General features: G+C 27.0%; 14 protein-coding genes and 4 tRNA genes. 10 read left to right on the top strand and 8 right to left on the bottom strand.

Annotation, left to right across the window (positions count from 1 at the left end):
• The first annotated feature begins 10 nt into the window (after positions 1–10).
• Positions 11–2,083 carry an ATP-dependent DNA helicase RecG gene (gene recG, locus R4I97_RS05175; protein WP_335784011.1) on the top strand — a complete coding sequence of 691 codons (2,073 nt, stop codon included), beginning with the start codon at positions 11–13 and terminating at the stop codon, positions 2,081–2,083.
• Between the two features lie 350 nt (positions 2,084–2,433).
• Here recG and R4I97_RS05170 read toward each other — a convergent pair whose 3' ends face one another.
• The 4 genes from R4I97_RS05170 to R4I97_RS05155 are packed head-to-tail and all read right to left on the bottom strand — an operon-like array spanning position 2,434 to position 4,818.
• The gene (locus R4I97_RS05170) at positions 2,434–3,165 is read right to left on the bottom strand and encodes a ComF family protein (protein ID WP_335784010.1); all 732 of its coding nucleotides are present in this window, start codon (positions 3,163–3,165) and stop codon (positions 2,434–2,436) included.
• Positions 3,158–3,919 carry a 3-deoxy-manno-octulosonate cytidylyltransferase gene (gene kdsB / locus R4I97_RS05165; RefSeq protein ID WP_335784009.1) on the bottom strand — a complete coding sequence of 254 codons (762 nt, stop codon included), beginning with the start codon at positions 3,917–3,919 and terminating at the stop codon, positions 3,158–3,160. The genes R4I97_RS05170 and kdsB overlap by 8 nt, the downstream gene beginning before the upstream one ends.
• Position 3,920: 1 nt before the next feature.
• A complete protein-coding gene (locus tag R4I97_RS05160; protein ID WP_335784008.1) occupies positions 3,921–4,406 on the bottom strand; it encodes a PTS sugar transporter subunit IIA in 486 nt (161 codons plus the stop codon).
• 16 nt (positions 4,407–4,422) lie between these two features.
• A complete protein-coding gene (locus tag R4I97_RS05155) occupies positions 4,423–4,818 on the bottom strand; it encodes a hypothetical protein (RefSeq protein WP_335784007.1) in 396 nt (131 codons plus the stop codon).
• Between the two features lie 137 nt (positions 4,819–4,955).
• Between R4I97_RS05155 and R4I97_RS05150 the strand changes: the two genes are divergently transcribed.
• The 5 genes from R4I97_RS05150 (at position 4,956) to R4I97_RS05130 (ending at position 6,149) form a co-directional block, all read left to right on the top strand.
• Positions 4,956–5,029 (top strand) — tRNA-Pro (locus R4I97_RS05150).
• 2 nt (positions 5,030–5,031) lie between these two features.
• A tRNA-Arg gene (locus R4I97_RS05145) sits at positions 5,032–5,105 on the top strand.
• A gap of 41 nt (positions 5,106–5,146) precedes the next feature.
• A tRNA-His gene (locus tag R4I97_RS05140) sits at positions 5,147–5,222 on the top strand.
• A 92-nt stretch (positions 5,223–5,314) separates the two neighbouring features.
• Positions 5,315–6,019 (top strand): hypothetical protein, encoded by a 705-nt coding sequence (locus tag R4I97_RS05135; RefSeq protein WP_335784006.1) that lies wholly within the window; start codon positions 5,315–5,317, stop codon positions 6,017–6,019.
• 56 nt (positions 6,020–6,075) lie between these two features.
• Positions 6,076–6,149 (top strand) — tRNA-Arg (locus R4I97_RS05130).
• 6 nt (positions 6,150–6,155) lie between these two features.
• Here R4I97_RS05130 and R4I97_RS05125 read toward each other — a convergent pair.
• Together R4I97_RS05125 and R4I97_RS05120 are read right to left on the bottom strand one after the other, a co-directional pair.
• Positions 6,156–6,608, bottom strand: coding sequence for a YkvA family protein (locus R4I97_RS05125; RefSeq protein ID WP_335784005.1), 453 nt, complete (start codon positions 6,606–6,608; stop codon positions 6,156–6,158).
• 64 nt (positions 6,609–6,672) lie between these two features.
• Positions 6,673–8,283 carry a hypothetical protein gene (locus tag R4I97_RS05120; RefSeq protein ID WP_335784004.1) on the bottom strand — a complete coding sequence of 537 codons (1,611 nt, stop codon included), beginning with the start codon at positions 8,281–8,283 and terminating at the stop codon, positions 6,673–6,675.
• 228 nt (positions 8,284–8,511) lie between these two features.
• On the opposite strand from R4I97_RS05120, the gene clpX reads away from it, so the two are divergent.
• The gene (gene clpX, locus R4I97_RS05115; protein ID WP_335784003.1) at positions 8,512–9,720 is read left to right on the top strand and encodes an ATP-dependent Clp protease ATP-binding subunit ClpX; all 1,209 of its coding nucleotides are present in this window, start codon (positions 8,512–8,514) and stop codon (positions 9,718–9,720) included.
• Positions 9,721–10,003: 283 nt separating this feature from the next.
• Here clpX and R4I97_RS05110 read toward each other — a convergent pair whose 3' ends face one another.
• On the bottom strand, positions 10,004–12,310 hold the full coding sequence (locus tag R4I97_RS05110) for a DUF5682 family protein (protein ID WP_335784002.1): 2,307 nt from the start codon (positions 12,308–12,310) through the stop codon (positions 10,004–10,006).
• Positions 12,311–13,159: 849 nt separating this feature from the next.
• Here R4I97_RS05110 and R4I97_RS05105 point away from each other — a divergent pair.
• Positions 13,160–13,525: a DUF4234 domain-containing protein gene (locus R4I97_RS05105; RefSeq protein WP_335784001.1), complete on the top strand. Its 366-nt coding sequence runs from the start codon at positions 13,160–13,162 to the stop codon at positions 13,523–13,525.
• A 342-nt stretch (positions 13,526–13,867) separates the two neighbouring features.
• Here the strand turns inward: R4I97_RS05105 and R4I97_RS05100 are convergent, their stop codons facing one another.
• Positions 13,868–14,869: an NADP-dependent oxidoreductase gene (locus R4I97_RS05100; RefSeq protein WP_335784000.1), complete on the bottom strand. Its 1,002-nt coding sequence runs from the start codon at positions 14,867–14,869 to the stop codon at positions 13,868–13,870.
• A gap of 400 nt (positions 14,870–15,269) precedes the next feature.
• On the opposite strand from R4I97_RS05100, the gene R4I97_RS05095 reads away from it, so the two are divergent.
• Positions 15,270–15,854: a hypothetical protein gene (locus R4I97_RS05095; RefSeq protein ID WP_335783999.1), complete on the top strand. Its 585-nt coding sequence runs from the start codon at positions 15,270–15,272 to the stop codon at positions 15,852–15,854.
• Between the two features lie 199 nt (positions 15,855–16,053).
• Positions 16,054–16,605, top strand: coding sequence for a hypothetical protein (locus tag R4I97_RS05090; RefSeq protein ID WP_335783998.1), 552 nt, complete (start codon positions 16,054–16,056; stop codon positions 16,603–16,605).
• Positions 16,606–16,774 lie beyond the last annotated feature (169 nt).

Here is a 16,774-nt window from a genome sequence, read left to right as displayed (position 1 = left end):
TTGATAATATATGAAAGACTATAATAAAGAGATTTTCACTACAGATATAAAATATATAAAAGGTGTAGGACCGAAATACGCAGAAACACTCGCTAAAAAAAATATATTCACACTTTATGATTTAATAACATTTTTTCCAAGAGCTTATGAAGACAGAAGAAACACATTAAAGATAAATGAAGCATTAAAAAATCCGGATAAAAACTCTGTAGTGTATGTTGAAATTATAGATGTGGGAAGTTTTACTTTTCAGTTTAGAAAAAAGCCATTGATTATAGTTACAGACGGCATCACATTATGCGAAGTGCCAATATATGGAGGACGAGTTCCTGCAGGTGCATCTAAAGGAGCAAAATTGTATCTCACGGGAAAGTTTGTACGTAATATGAGAGGTAAAGTGCAATGCAGGTTTGTGGAGTTTGAAAAGCCTTCTTCTAATTCTTTATCCTACGGAAAAATAGTGCCTATATATCCGCTTACAGAAGGGCTATCTCAAAAAAAATTAAGAACTTTAATTGTAAGCGAATTAGAAAAATTTGAAAAGAATATGCAATATGATATACCAAAGGTTATTAAGAAAAAATACAGATTAAAAAGTTTTGTAAGCTCTATAATGGAGATGCATTTTCCTACATCTTTTGAGGCATTAGAAGAGGCAAGAGAGAGTTTAGTATTTGAAGAGTTTTTAACTTTTCAGTATATACATTTAAGCGAGAGAAGACCAAATATACTTATAAAAGAAGAAAGGTATAATAGCAGTAATTTATTAGATAAAGTAAAATTAAGTTTAGGTTTTACACTTACAGACGACCAGAATAATGCTATAGAAGAGATAAAAAAAGATATGTTTTCTAATAGGCAATTATTTAGGCTTCTTCAGGGAGATGTTGGGGCTGGAAAAACTATTGTGGCATTTCTAACAGCATTAATACCAACAGAATCTAATTTTCAAACAGCTTTCTTAGCTCCCACAGAAATATTAGCACTTCAGCATTATTATACTTTTAAAAAAATAATAAAAAATGCTAACTTAGAAGATGTTATTAAGATTGATATACTTACTTCTTCTGTTAGTCAAAATGAAAGGGCATATACATTAAAAAGACTTAGAGAAGGCAAAACGCATATATTAGTAGGCACTCACTCTATACTATATGACGAAGTTGTATTTAAAAATCTTTCTTATGCAATAGTTGATGAACAACAGAGATTTGGAGTTAATCAGAGAAATAAGTTACTATCAAAAGGAAATAATGTTGATTATCTATTAATGACGGCAACTCCAATACCTCAGTCTTTAGCTTTAACTTTGTTTGGAGAGTTGGATTTATCTATTATTAAGAGTATGCCGAAAGGAAGAAAGGGAGTGCTTACAAAATATAAAGAGTTATACGAAAGAGACCATTGTTATAAGTTTTTAAAAAGCAGGATATTGAAAGGTGAGCAGGGGTATGTGGTTTTTCCTTTTATAGAGAATGATGACAGCAGTATAATAACTTTATCGAGTGAATTTGAAAGAGCCAAGCAAACCTATTTTGAAAACATCAACATAGAAATAATACATGGCAAAATGAAAGATGAAGAGAAAGAGTATATTATGAATAGGTTTTCAAGCGGTGATATAAAGGTGCTTTTTTCAACAACAGTAATTGAGGTAGGTATAGACAACCCCAACGCCACGACAATACTAATAGAAGGTGCAGAGCGTTTTGGATTATCGCAGCTACATCAGCTTAGAGGAAGAGTTGGACGCGGCGATAAACTTGGCTATTGTTACTTAATACTTCATAGCGAGCTTAATGATATAATAAAAGAGAGAGTTAATATAATATGTGAAACTACTGACGGGTTTAGGATAGCTGAAAAAGATTTAGAATTACGCGGGGCAGGTGAATTTTTGGGTGATAAGCAAAGCGGTATAGCAGATTTTAAGCTTGGAAATATTGTAAAAGATGCTGAGATTATGCGTAAGGCAAAAGACGAGATGCGTGAATTATTAAAGATGGATAGAGAAGAGTTTTTTAGAGAGAATGAGGACTTTGTTATTAAAGCGAATTATTTAAAGAAAGAAATGAATATTTAGTTTTTTTATTTGCGGGGACTAGCCCCCGCACCCCCACTTCTTTTATTGGTATAAAAGAAGCAAAAGAACTGCATTTTTGGCTTGAAATAATGGTATTATATTATATTTGTTGATAAATATTCCAAACATATAAAATTGAAATATTAGCACTTTTTGCAACTTTTTGCTGCGGGAAAAAGTTGAATAAAATAAAAACTTATATTACAAAATACAGCTGTTTAAGTATATAGCATATGTATTTCTTTCAGTCGTAAAATAAGTAGGGGGTTCTACCCTACGGGTACGCTTCGCAGGGAGGCAAAGCTCTGCAAATATCTAAAAAAGTTTTGCAACAAATCTATTTTATGTTTCTATCTCGCTGACGCTACCGTAAGTACTCCTATTCTTTCTATAAACGCCAATTTTCTTAATTCTAATGACATCTCATTTAAAGTTGAACCTGTTGTAAATACATCATCTATTATTAAAATATTTATCTTTTTGTTGCCATCAAATTTATATTTTTTGTTTATTTTAAAAGCGTTTTTTATTGCTTTCTCTCTCAACTCTTTTCCTTTTATCATACTAAGAGGCTTACTTTCTTTTTTTCTAATTATAATATTTTCTATTAATGGTATATTTATTATTTTAGATATGTGCTTTGCTATAAGTTCGCTTTGATTATAACCTCTTTCAAGCAGTCTATTTTTTCCAAGAGGCACAAACGAAACAGCATCAAATTTATTAATATAGTCCTTATAATAAAAAGAAAGCATGGCAGCAAAATCTTTGCAAATTAAATATCTATGGCTAAACTTCATTTTATGAATTAAATTGCTTGTTTTATCATCATAATAAAGCATTGATTTGCATTCATCAAAATAAATGTTTTCGTATGAGCATATACAAGTTGAATCTTTTGTGTCTATTATTCTTCCGCAGCGATTGCATCTTATATAATCATCTCTATGAATATAGCTTAATTTGTTAATGCAATCTATGCATATATAATTCATATTATCACTTTGCATAATATTTTTGCATATTATGCAATGATTAGGAAATAGTATATTAAAAATAACAACAAAAAATTTTTTAAGCATTATTTCCTAATTTTATTAATGCTTCTTTTTTTAAATACTCTTGAACAATATCTAAATCTTCTTTTGTGTCAATTCCATGTATAAAATGATTAGTCTCTAATACTTTGATTTTCATTCCATGATAAAGCCATCTTAACTGCTCAAGCTTTTCTATTTTTTCGTATTCACATTCTTGTAAGTTTTCTATTTTTAAAAGAGCCTCTCTTCTAAAAGCATAAACTCCAATATGTTTATAATATTTTACTAATATATCCTGGTCAAATCTTTTGTGCGGAATAGTAGCTCTTGAAAAATACATCGCATAATCTCTATAATCGCATACCACCTTAACAGCATTTTCATCTTTAATTAAAGGGCTATAATCATCAATTTTTGTTTTTAAAGTAGCTATATCAACATTCTCATCATCAAAAGCATCTATAACAGGTTTGAGTACATCTTCATTAATTAAAGGCTCATCACCTTGAACATTAATAATAATGTCAGAGTCTATATTTTTAGCAACTTCTGTTATTCTTGAAGTGCCGGAAGTATGATGCACCGAAGTCATAACAGCTTTAGCATTATTCTTTTCGCATATATCCATTATCTCTTTAGAATCTGTTGCCACTATAACATCATTAATATTTTTAGTAGCCTTAACATTGTCATATACAGCAATGATTATAGGTTTGCCTAATAATTCATAAGTGAGTTTTTTTGGAAACCTTGTAGAATCGTATCTTGCAGGTATTATAGCTGTTACTTTTTTCATTTTATTTACCGCCTATAATGTCTTTTACCATATCTGATAATTTATCTTTAAACTCTTCTTGGCTTTTTGATTCTAATAATAATACAGTATACATACTTAATTTTGATATCTTTGTCATAAGAGATAATAATTGTAAATATTTATCACTTTTATCTATAGGAGTTAAAAACATAGTAAGCAGATGAACAGGTTTTTGGTCTAAAGCATAATAATTAATACCAGGCTTTGATATTGCAAATATTAATTCATTTTCTTGAACTTCCTTGGTCCTTAAATGGGGAAAAGCTACACCATAACCTAAACCGCTTGATATAATATCTTCCTTTTTAAACATGCATTCTATAGTTTTAGAAATATTTATTCTAAGTCCATTAGACTCTGCATATATTAACATTTCACTTATGGCTTCTTGTTTATTATTTGCCTTTAAATCAAGCATTATATACGATTTTTTTACGTTATCTAAAATTTCATTTAAACTCATCATAAGCGAAAATCCTTTTTCAAATATCTGTATTAAAATTTTCTTTTACATATTGTTTTAAAGTATATTGTTTTTGAATTAACTCTAATGTGATATTAAGCGGATATATAGTATCATGATTATTAAAATATATTCCTATAGCTTCATCATCTAAATCAATTTCTCTGGAAATAATCCACTTACCATTAAAATGTATTTTAATAATTTCACCAATATATGCCGCTATAGCAAATATAAAGTTTCTATTATTGTCATCATTTTCTAATATTTTGTTTATTTTTTCTTTAAAGAATTTATCAATTTCATTTAAACTTTCAATAGTATAGTCTATATTATAACCTTCTCTTATTAGAAAATTGCTTATCCAATTTGCTGTTCTAATAATATCATTTTCTGGAACTATATATTTAGACATAATAATTATAACCTTTAGAGCTTTATGATATATTTTTTTTTCAATAAGTCAAGTTTTTAATATTTTTCAAATAAAAATAATATAATAAATTAGTTGACAAAAAAAGAAATTAATATATAATTGAAAAACATATTTAACGGGATGTAGCGCAATTGGTTAGCGTACCTGCTTTGGGAGCAGGGGGTTGTGAGTTCGAGTCTCACCATCCCGAATGCGCTAGTAGCTCAATTGGATAGAGCAACTGCCTTCTAAGCAGTAGGTTACAGGTTCGATTCCTGTCTGGCGCGCATAGGGTCTTAAATTAAAGACTCTTTTTTTTCTTTATTATGGCGAATGTAGCTCAGTTGGTTAGAGCGCCAGATTGTGGATCTGGATGTCGCGGGTTCAAGTCCCGTCTTTCGCCCTTCATTAATAAAAAAGCAATAATAAATAAAAAAACAATCATACTTGATATTTTCCCTCTTTAATATAACATTTCTATTATGGAGGCTACAAAATGAAAAAAATCAAAAAACTATTATTAATATTGACTGTTTTAGGTATAAGCAATATTACAGTATTTGCCGCAAGCGGCTTCGAAGCTATAATTAATGTGCCTTTAGGTTTATCTATTGGTGTGCCTACAGGTACTTATGAGGCTTTATCTGATAAAGGTAAAGTTGGTTTTGACTCTGGGGTTACTGCTCAAGTTGGATATATGATAGGTATTGGTAAATTGGGTATTAGTATATTGGGCGAGTTTGGTTATAGTTATGACAGCTATAAAATGTATTTACTTGAATCTGAAATTTTAGGTCAAAAAACTGAAATGAATTTAAGTATGTATACTCATAGCTTTCAAGTTGGTTTACTTCCTAAAATTAATATTGGTCAATTTGCTATAGGTGTTGGCGCGGGTGTTAAGGTACCTATTACTGCAACTTATGAAATGGATGGCACTATTTTTGGAATAAGTGAAAAAGTTACATCAAGTTTAAAAAGAAACGATATAGAAAAGTATAGCAGAAATGTTATTCCTTATATTAAACTTACTTTTGATTATTCTATATTTTTTGGCTCTAAAATGGCGTTAAATATTGGTGCTTATTTAGGCTATGATTTCGGTTTGGCAGAAAAGAGTAATATAGATAATGAATATACCAGCGTTGATAGTTTTGATTTGGGTTTGCAATTAGGTTTAAGATTTGCTCCTAAACTATAAACTTTTAATGATTAAACAATATTTACCGATAATTAATCATTACTATTAATTAAAAAGCGTCTGTGGCTCAATTGGATAGAGCAGCGGATTTCGGTTCCGTCGGTTGGGGGTTCGAATCCTCTCAGACGCGTAATTTTTATTCTTTGTTTTCTTCAGATGTTTCTTCTTCATATTCTTCTTTTTTATCATCTATATCTGTGTAATCGTAAATCCCATATTTCCACTCTCTGTACTTCTCTATCTCATCATTAAAAAGTTTTATACACAACCCTATAATAAAAGCATCGTCCAGCAAACCTATTAATGGAAAAAAATCTGCTATAGCATCAAAAGGAAGAAGTAAATAAACTAATGATGCCGCTATTGCCGATATTGCTTTCCAAGGAACATTTTTATAATTACCGCTTACATAGTCTTTTATCATACTAACAGATAATTCTATTTTCTCTTTAAACAAATAAAGTTTTCCTGATGATTGCATAGTATCAAATATTTCTTTAGTTTTTAGAACTAAAGACTCTAATTTATCATGATCAATATTAGATACTATGGATAACCATATTTTTTTTGCCTTATTTTTTAAATACATTTTTATATATCCTATAAACAAAAATAATAATATTAATTATAATTTATAATTTTAAATAGTACTATTAATTATTTTTTAATTTTGTGAAATTTGCATCAAAGTTTATATTTATATGTGTATGATTTGAGTTTATACTGCTTCCTATTACTAAATTATTAGGATAACTCCAATTTCTAAGAGGCACATTAAAATATTCTAATATATTATTTGCTTTTTCTAATTGTATTGTAAATATATAGTTTGGATTATCATCATCTATCTTCTTTGTTATTTCATTTAGAGTTTTTTTATTATTCATATTATTTATAGTTACTTCTATAGCTCTCACATTTTCACTAAAGAAATATATATTATCTATAAATGTATAATATAAAGATGAGCCGTTAGGAAAAATATAAGAATATATATAACTATTATTATACTGCTTATCTGATTTTCTAATATTAATATATTTTTTTAATAATTCATTTTCTAATTTCGGCAGAATATTGTCATAGTTTTCTATATTAAATATCATAACAGGATAAATTATCTTGCTTGATTCTATATAAGCTAATGACATCTCTCCATATAAATCGCTTATAATACTTAAAAATGAATATTTGTTATTCATTTTATTAAAGAGATTAAATAATTCTTTTTTTATTTTTGTATTATTATCATTTTTTAAATCATTATATACAAGCGGATATAATCCAGATATATAAGATTTTAAAGATAAATACATAACAGTATTTTGATATGGTAAATAATTTTGTATATTCATTTTTTTATTTAAATTATAAAGTTCAAACCTATCAGAAGCCCCATATTGATAATCAACAAAAATATCCATTTTACCATTATCATCATACAGTTTTATATTTCCATATATGTTGTATACATCTTTAAAATATTTTATTGGCGCAAACAGCATAGAACCTTCGCATTTATTATCATCAAATGATTTTTTATTTATATAAAAAGAAATATCAGGATTATAATTTAATGATGAGTTTTGTAATATGCTGATATTTTCAAAGCTCCCCGCTTTAGCATCAAAGAAATCTATAATTTTTTTTATACTGGAATAATTTTTGCTAATTATTACAATCCCATTGTAAAATGAGAAATAAACTAAAGGTTTTTCGTTTACTATACCAAACACTTTATAATTATTATACATTTCTTTTTTTATTTCATATTTTATAGTTCCTATATTTACTGTTTTCAAATTAAAAAAAACATTTGCTAAAAAAGTATTAATTTTACCCACATCAAAAAAATACAATAATTCTGAATTTGAAAGATTATTATTATATTTCCATAGAAGTATGGAAGCATTTCTGGAGGTTAAAATTTTAGAAAATTGCTTTATAAAGAAATTTGAATTATTTTTTAAATTATAAAAAAAAGCATCAATAGTTCTCATCATTATAGAAAAATCATACATAGATTCATCATGAGATATTCTATATGCATATACAGAGCCTGTAAATTTGGATATACTATCATCTATACTTTTGGCGCTTATATACATAATACTATCTTTAGGCATGTTTATATTCTTCATATTTTTTTTATGTAACCCAAAAGGATAGTAGCCTATTATTAAAGTTACTATTAAAATTATAAAAATTATTGAAGATACTATAATAGTAGCTTTTATTTGACGTCTTCTTTTTATGCTTATCATATTATACCTTAAACAACTATACAGTTAATTATTTTCGTCATTTTAGCTATATAATTAAATTATGAAAATATTATCTTTTGCTGCTATGTAGTATTTAATAAAAACATAAGGATATAATAAATTACAATAAATAATTTATAATTTCTATTGAAATAGTTTTATTTTAGTATAGAATGTATTAACTTAATTAAAATATTATAAAATTCAAATAATAAAGTTGGAAGATATATGTCTAAGAAAACTAATAAAGAAGCATGTGCTTTATGCGGAAGAGAATTAAAAGAATTAAGCAGATATATAGAAGGAAATGAAGGGTATTTATGCTCTGATTGTTCTGCCATAGCAAATGATTATTTTAATGCTCATAGCAGTCAAAAAACTAATAATAAAAAATATGATATAAAAATACTTCCTCCTAAAGAGATTAAAGCTTTACTTGACCAATATGTTATAGGTCAGGATTATGCAAAAAAGATATTATCTGTTGCTGTATATAACCATTATAAGAGAATAATGCAAGACAGCACTAATAATGATGTTGAAATAGAGAAGTCTAATGTGCTTTTGATAGGTCCTACAGGAAGCGGAAAAACTTTACTCGCACGCACTTTGGCTAAGGCTTTGAATGTGCCTTTTGCTATTGCTGATGCTACCACTGTTACAGAGGCCGGATATGTGGGTGATGATGTTGAGAATATACTTCTTCGCCTTATACAAAATGCTGACGGAGATGTAAAGTTAGCAGAAAAAGGAATAATATATATTGATGAAATAGATAAAATATCTCGCAAGAGTGAATCGCGTTCTATTACAAGAGATGTTTCTGGTGAAGGAGTTCAGCAGGCTTTATTAAAGATAATAGAAGGAACAATATCAAGCGTGCCTCCTTACGGTGGAAGAAAGCACCCTCATCAAAATAATATAGATATAAATACTTCTAATATACTTTTTATATGCGGCGGGGCTTTTATAGACATAGAGAAATCCATTGCAGAGCGTACTTCTAAAAAGGGGCTTGGTTTTGCTGCTGAAGTTAATTCTATGGAAAACTTGGAATATGATGAGATAATGAAGCATATTGCAACTGAAGACTTAGTGAAATTTGGACTTATACCAGAGCTTATAGGAAGGCTTCCTGTTGTTGCTACTTTACAAGAGCTTAAAGAAGAGGATTTGATTAGAATATTAAAAGAGCCTAAAAACTCACTCATTAAACAATATAAAAAATTATTTGAGTATGATAATGTTGATTTGAGTTTTGATGATGAGGCTTTAAAAGTGATAGTAAAAAAGGCAATGGAAGAGCATACAGGAGCGAGAGGATTAAGGGCTTTATTTGAAAAGGTAATGCTTGATTCAATGTATGATTTGCCTTCTGACAAAAAGTCTATCAAAATAAAAAAAGAATACGTTGAAGAGAAACTAAATATACACTAAAATTTTTAAGTGTTTTATTTTAATTATTTGCAGGGCTTTGCCCCCCTGCGAAGCGTGCCCGTAGGGTAGCACCCCACTTCTTTTGCTGCCGCAAAGAAGCAAAAAGACTGCATTTTTGGGTTAAAACACAAGCATTATTTTATATTTAATACATATTCCTAAGATATTAGCTATAGCATTTGCACTTTTTGGTTCTTTGACGAAGTCCGCACCGCGTAGCTACGGGAAAAAGAACAATAAAAAAGTTGATAGAAAATTATTGTTTAGGTATATACTAATATTACTAATTAAATATTTTATATTCTTTCATCTTTTCAAATATTTTTTGGTCTAATAATATATCAGCTTCTGATTCTTTATTTATCTCTTCTGCTTTACTTTTATTATGCAACTTTGATAAAAATAAAGAAAGCCTGTCTATTTCATCTGGTGAGAGATTTGTAAAAGCGTATCTTAAATTTGGAAGTATACTTAAAAAACTCTCTTCATCTTGCTTTTCTACAACAGTGTCTATTTTTTTTATTATATCATCATTTACAAACAAAATGTCTCTTGATATAAGAAATATTCCAGATAAAAAATAACTTATAGCATTGGCGTCAGACGATTCTAAAAAATTGCATATAATGTTAGAAAACTCTTCTGTTGTGATGGCTTTTAATTTGTATTTTATTGCCAAACAAACTGCATATATATGTGAGCTTCCAAATGTGTTTGATAATATAGAGTTTATTTTTATAGTGAAAGCCTCTATTAAATCAGCATCATTTAATATGTTAGTATAAAGATTTTTTATATGCTTTGAATATTTAATAGCTTCCTCTTCTTCTAAATCCTTTACATAATCCATATTGTTTATAGCACAAATAAATGTTGTGTTTAAAAGCTTTTTTATTAAGTCATTGGCAAAAGATTCTTTTTTTATCATGCTGTTATATTCAACTATATTTAATAAATAATATAAATTATACAAACACTCGCATAAACTTATAAAATTACTGTCTTTTAAAATGACATCTTCTATTTTTGAATAGTTGTTTACTAAAAAACCTTCTATTCCCATCATATTAGTTTCTATTATTAATTTTGAAATCTCGCTTGAGTTTATATTACTATCTAATTTCTCTTTTATGATATTAATACAAACTTCATCTATAGTGACACCATAAACTGATTTGTCTATTAACAAAGATTCTGAATTTGTTTTATATTTATATTTCCAAATCTCTCTTGCTAAGTTTTTATTAACTCTATTAATATAATCCGGTCCTTTTATTAGCCTACAAAAATCAATATCTAAAAATCTTATTTTATGAAAGAATCTGCTTTTTTGAAAATGTGTATCATCTTTAACGATATCAAGTATGGTTTCTACTTCGCTGCTGTTGTCTAATTTAATTTTAAACTTTTTACATAAATTTCTAAAGTCAATTATTACAGGAGGCACTGAACTTTTTGATGATACTTTTCCGTTTTTTATACCAGATAGTAGTTTGATAATAAAATCTATATTTGATTTATTTTCTAAATGAATATCCCCTTTTATAAATGAAGTTTTTAGAGAATCTATAAGCTCATAAACTCCTGCTGTGCTTTTGCCTCTTAGTTTTGAAAGATTAACTGCCATGTAGTAGGCATTTATACAATCTGATATGCTAGAGTTATTATTATTATAATCTATATTTGAAGCTTTTATTATAAAATACATAACAGTATCTAAATAGCTATTTAAATTATTTTTTTCTAAGTTCTTATAAACAAAATCATAGAATGCAGGAAACTCTATACCAGACTGATATCCGTTTCTTCTGTCGGCATCTTCAAATGAATATGGTATTAAATAGCTATTGGCATTTTTTTTATTATATTTTTTTAGCTTTTCTTCTATATTAATGTTTTCTTTTAATTTAGCTATTATGCCTTCCATATGAAAGCTTCCTATAATAACTAAAACTCTATTATATTTTTTTATGGCTTTTTTTATATTACTCGCCATAAAATATTCTCTGTTTCTTGTTTCTGTATCTTCTTGTTCTATTAAACGCATATAATAGCCTAATGTATATACGCTTTTAAAAAAATCTTCTGATGTTTTTACTATGCCGTTTATTTCAAACTCTCTCTCCCAAAGCTCTTGAAATGTTCTTAGTCCTGATTTTTGTGTAAGTTTTTTTGTGTAATCATTTATATCAAATTTTAAATCATCTTTATCGTATACAGAGCTTATTTTTTGATATTCATAATCTGTATTTTCTATCATAGAAGCAAACGGCATATCTATAAACTCGCAGTTGATATTTCTTTTAAATGCTTCTTTTATTGCTACAAACTCTGGAGAATAATCTAAAAATGGATAGTAGCTTCTATATTTAATATCACTGTCATAGCTGGAATATATACAAAATGGTGCTTTGGTTTCTTCATCTGTCATAAACTCCATTAAATTATTAGAGTCTATTGGTCCTTCTATTAATATACAATCTGGATTAAAACTATTTATTACTTTTTTTAAATGATATGAGCAAGCTGGAGAATGATGCCTTATAGGTAATAGTAGTTGTTGTTTTTCTAAGTTATTTTTTTTTGACATTATTATAATACAATATTTTTTTATGATGATACAATATATATTAAACATTGCAAGCACAAAATTGATTATTGTAAGATATGCTTTTTAAATTTGTTATTTTTTGTTGTTCTTTTCCCGCCTTCGCACCATATCTAAAGGTACTCCTTTCAGTCGCAGGAACTCCCTTCGGTCACGGTGCGGACTTTTTTAAAGTCGCAAAAAGTGCAAATTATTTCAGTTATATGTTTATGCTTATCAAAAGTTTAAATGCTTTAGCTCTATATCTTTGGAATATATAAAATAGTATTTATATCTTGTTATAGATAAAAGGCTATAGTTCATTAAATGCAGTTCTTTTGGTTCTTTTATACCAATACCGAAGGCACTTCCTACGGTCGTCCTGAAGGACTCCCTTTGGTCGTAAAAGAACTGTGGGTGTGGGGACTAGCCCTCACAATAATATAAATTTAAAATTGTGTTTTTGATAAACTTAAAAAATTTTTAGAATACATTGAAATTATTATTTTATATCAACTTTTTCCCGCAGCAAAAAGTTGCAAAAAGTGCGAGTGTTTTACTCTGTATGTTGGAATATGTATAAACTATATTGTAATACCAACGTTTTAAGCTAAAAAATGCAGCCTTTTTGCTTCTTTGTGGCAACAAAAGAAGTAGGGGTTTGGGGACTAGTCCCCAAAATATAAAAACAAAAATTGATAAACTTAAAAGTTTTCAAATATATAATAAGTTTTTTTATTCAACTTTTTCCCGTAGCAAAAAGTACAAGTATAAAAATTAATATAAAATTAATTATTGACTTATATGCTTTTTTATTTAAACTTAAAATAAAAAAATCTTTTAGAGATATTTATGAAAATAGAAAAGAAACCATTATTAAATGTTGCTTTATTATCATTAATTACATGCAGGGTATATGTGATTTATTGGATTACCGTTACAACAAAAGATATTAATAGCTATATGGAAAATGAATACATCTCTCCAACATTAGCTTGCATATTATCAATAATAACTTGCGGATTATTTGACATATATTGGTTTTATAAATATGGAAATATTGTTTTTAATGATATGTATAAAAAAGCTGATATTGATAGTTATGGAGAAAACGCTCTTGTATTGTCATTGTTTTTTTTAATTCCTTTTGGATATATATATTCTGTTGTTACATTGCAGTCTAAGCTTAACATTATTTATGATAAAACTAATTCTTAATTAAAGCTTGGGCGGGAGCTATAATTTTTAATTAAATAGAAAGTTTAAATAAAATGTAAATTACAAAATAAATTATAAAAAATAAAGGGGGGTATGTAAAAAGGATTTTAAAATTTAAATCACATCTGCCCACCCTTTAGGCTTTTTGCTTTTATAAGTTGTTTTTATATTATTTTTTTGTTAATTTAATACAGTTGTTTTAATACCCACCCTAAATTTATTTAAATTTAAAAATATATTCACCGCACGGATAGTAGAATTATAAATATTTGTTTATTTTAAATTATAACTTCAATTATGTATAAGTATCTGCATACCGTGCGTAAAAGTAATATAAAGCAATTACATAGATATTATTATTTTTCCGTCTGTATGTTTTTTTATAACAGTTTTTAAAGCTTCTGATGCATTATCTATATTAAATACTGTAGAATATATTTTAGGTTTTATATTTTTATCTTCTACAATTTTTGTAATTTTACGAAGCTGTTCTCCGTCAGCACGTACAAACATAAAACGATATTCTTTTTCATCTTTCATTGCTTTTTTATCATATTTATAACCAGCAAGAGAAAATAATAATTTTTTTATAAAAGGAAAATTATTGTCTTCAGCAAACTTTTTATTTGGGCTAGTTCTCAAACTTAAAAGTCGTCCGCCTTTTTTTAATACAGATAATTCTTTGTCAAATTCATTTGCTCCAAGCGTATCTATTACATAATCAACATTTGAAACTAATTCAGAGTAATTTTCTTTATTATAACTAATATATTTATCTGTTCCTAAATTAATAAAATGTTCTTTTAATCTTTCATTACCAGAAACTATAACATTTAAGCCCAAATATTTTGCAATTGGAACAGCAAGCTCTCCAAAACTTCCAGAGCCTCCTGTTATTAAAACAGTTTCTCCTTGTTTAGCTTCCAATTCTTCAGTAAATGCTTGATAGGCTGTGAGAGCTGTAAGCGGTATTGCTGCTGATGTAATAAAATCATAATCTCTAGGCATAAGTGATACGAATTTACTATCTACTGCAACATACTCAGCAAAAGCTCCTATTTTTGATATAGGAAGACGAGTGTAAACTTTATCTCCAACTTTGAAATCGGTTACATTCTTGCCTATATTTTCAACTATTCCAGAACATTCATTGCCTAATGTTAATGGCATTTTATAATCCTGTATAAGTCTTACAGAACCTGTTAATATTAATATTTCAAGAGGATTTACTGCTGCTGCTTTTACTTTAATTAATATTTCATTGTCAGAAATATTAGGAATTGGAATATTTGCAACTTCTACATTTATATCTTTTGAATATTTTTTTATTTGAATAGCTTTCATATAATATCTCCTTTTTTGTTTTTTTTATAAAAATAAATTTGTATGTTATATAAATCAATATAAAATTCGAAGAATTTATTGTTACTAATGTAGTAACAATAATATTTATGTATATAATAATACATATAAAACATATATTGTAGTTTACAAAACAAATATATTTTAGAGTTTTTTAAAGTACTCCATGATTTTTTTAATCAAAATTCATACTGCCGCACGCTAAACTAAATTATAAAAATGAACTAATTATAAATATTATTTTGATTATATATATAGAGGCATTCACCGTGCGTTAAGAATTCTATAAACATATATTTACATTGACAAAAAGTGTCTATATATTAGAATTGAAAAACTATATATGATAAAATAATTTTAATTAAAGAGTAGTTAAATAAAAATGAAAATTAAAAAGAAAAAAAATGATAGCAAAGACAATATCAATATAATAGGTTTAATAATATATCTCTTCTTATCTTTAATTATACCGTCTACTGCAATATCATTTTTTGCTATGGCTGATAAAAATATAAAAGAAAAAAAAGAAATAATATATAATGATAAAGAAATAATAGATAATAATAATAATAAACAAACTAATGCATCAAATTTTGACAAAGAAGAAATACTTCAAAAAATAATAACATTATTATTAAGAGGAACTTCATCATCTAAATATAGCAGCTCAAAAGTGGATTTGAGAATTCTTGGTATAAGAGTATTAATTGTATATGGACTGACTTATATATTATCGTTTGCAATTACCGCAATTATAGCCCAAAAATATTATCATGAAGAGATAAAAATAAAAGAAGATATTAGAGAGACTATAGGAACAATATTAGTAGAGTTGATTACTCTGGCATTAATTGCATTCATTTTAATAGTAGCAGTAATATATATGAAAAGTAATAGAGAATATTTAGCTTTCAGCGGAGTGATTTTCGGTTTTATAGCCTGTATTATCATTAGGAAAATAACATAAATTTATTAGTATTCTAAAAATATATACTTAATTTTTTAAGTTTATCAATTTTTGGTTTAATAGTTTTATTTTACGCTTACAATAAACTAACTCAATTTATAATTCAATAACATCTATACTGTATTTACAAAAAAACTATATACATTAAAATTGAAAAACTATATATGATAAAAAATAATTTTAATTAAAGAGTAGTTAAATGAAAATTAAAAAGAAAAAAAATGACAGCAAAGTTAATGTAATAGCTTTAATAATATATCTCTTCTTATCTTGTACTATACCTCCTACTGCAATATCATTTTTTGCTAAGGCTGATAAAAATATACAAGAAAAAAAAGAAATAATAGATAATAATAAACAAACTAATGCATCAAATTTTGAAAAAGAAGAAGTACTTCAAGAAACAATAACAATATTATTAAAAGGAACTTTATTATCTAAATATAGCAGCTCAAAAGTGGATTTGAAAATTATTGGTGTGAGAGTATTAATTGTATATACACTGACTTATGTATTATCGCTTGCAATTACCGCAATTATAGCCCAAAAATATTATCATGAAGAGCTAAAACTAAAAGAAGATATTAGAGAGACTATAGAAACAATATTAGTAGTGTTGATTACTCTGGTATTAATAGCATTCGTTTTAATAGCAATAGTGATATATATGGAAAGTAATAGAGAATATTTAGCTTTCAGCGGAGTGATTTTTGGTTTTATAGCCTGTATTATCATTAGGAAAATATCATAAATTTATTACTATTCTAAAAAATTTTAATTTCATCTATTTTTTATCAACTTTTTCCAGCCTTCGCGGTGCGGACTTCATCAAAGTTTTTACCCTTCGGGTACGCTTCGCGAAAAGTGCAAGATATAAAATTAGTACTAAATCATACTAAAATTGTTTTGCATGTAATATA

This window comes from Brachyspira pilosicoli (genome assembly GCF_036997485.1).
Taxonomy (GTDB): domain Bacteria; phylum Spirochaetota; class Brachyspiria; order Brachyspirales; family Brachyspiraceae; genus Brachyspira; species Brachyspira pilosicoli_C.
The sequence above is the reverse complement of the archived record's forward strand: the minus strand, read 5'-3'. Positions and strand labels throughout refer to the sequence as shown.